Genomic DNA, 1,184 nt, shown 5'->3' on the forward strand with positions numbered 1-1,184 from the left:
CCCCGTTGCCGAGCCGGTTGCCAGCCCGTTGCCGGGCCGGTTGCCGGGGAAAAGCCTGTAACGTCGGGCGTTTCTCCCCTCCGACAACCAAAGCAACAGAAAAATAAAAGAAAAAGTAAATAGGAACCCAACCGCCAGACGGAGATTGTTTTGTAGGTTTTTTGAAGCCCGTTGCCGGACTTCGTTGCCGCCCCTCTCCTGTCTGGCTTATTTCATGTATGGAGGTAAAACTGCCTATGGCAAAAAGCAAAACCGAGATCCAAGTCACAGCGGTGTTTGACGGCGAGCTGGACGCCACCGACGTCTTTGTGAGCCTGATTGCACAGAAATACAGCCAGCGAAAGGACAATATAAGTCTTGCGAAAACACAAGATTTAGGGTATCATAAAGACAAGGTTCAGCAGAACCGTGTTCCGTCTGGATTGTGCGGGTAACGGTTATGATGAACGGATATACAGGCATGGACGCGCTTCTTGCGGGCAGCTTCCGGGCGGCCATCTATTGCAGGCTTTCCAAGGACGATGACCTGGACGGGGAGAGCGCCAGTATCGCCAACCAGCGGGCCATGCTGGAAAACTACTGCGAAAAGCAGGGATGGGAGGTTGTGGCAGTCTATCAGGACGATGGCTACACGGGGCTGAACATGGAGCGGCCCGACCTAAAACGGATGTTGAAGGCCATCGAGCGCAAGCAAGTCAACCTTGTTATCACGAAAGACCTCTCCCGGCTGGGCCGGAACTACTTGCAGACCGGCACGCTGATCGAGGACTTCTTCCCCCGCCACGGCGTCCGCTATATCGCCATGAACGACGGGATCGACACCCTGCGGGAAAACAACGACATCGCGCCCTTCAAAAATATCCTAAATGAGATGTATAGCAAGGATATTTCCAAGAAGGTACATTCCTCTTACCTGCTGAAAGCGCAGAAGGGGGAGTTTACCGGGTGCCTTGCCCCCTTCGGGTATCGGAAAGACCCGGAGGACAAAAACCACCTGCTGGTGGACGGGGAAACGGCCCCCATTGTCCGGCAAATCTTCCTGTGGGCGCTGGAGGGCCACGGCCCCAACTACATCCGGCGCAGGCTGGAGGAACAGCGGATACCCTGCCCCACATGGTGGAACCGGCAGCGGGGCCTGCGGAACACCCGCACCAAATGGGAGAAGAAAGACCCGGAGAACGGGA

The 1,184-nt window shown here is 55.8% G+C and carries 2 protein-coding genes; both read left to right on the top strand.

Annotated features, from left to right (window positions below; translation table 11 throughout):
• The first annotated feature begins 236 nt into the window (after window positions 1–236).
• The gene (locus tag BUB35_RS18350) at window positions 237–434 is read left to right on the top strand and encodes a hypothetical protein (protein ID WP_072854076.1); all 198 of its coding nucleotides are present in this window, start codon (window positions 237–239) and stop codon (window positions 432–434) included.
• A gap of 5 nt (window positions 435–439) precedes the next feature.
• On the top strand, window positions 440–1,184 hold a 745-nt coding region (locus BUB35_RS18355; protein WP_159432919.1), incomplete at its 3' end, for a recombinase family protein.

This window comes from Anaerotignum lactatifermentans DSM 14214 (assembly GCF_900142265.1).
GTDB lineage: Bacteria > Bacillota > Clostridia > Lachnospirales > Anaerotignaceae > Anaerotignum > Anaerotignum lactatifermentans.

Bases quoted from the DNA above. Each gene is read 5' to 3' on its own strand.
- BUB35_RS18350 (WP_072854076.1), top strand. From the start codon at position 237: ATGGCAAAAAGCAAAACCGAGATCCAAGTCACAGCGGTGTTTGACGGC.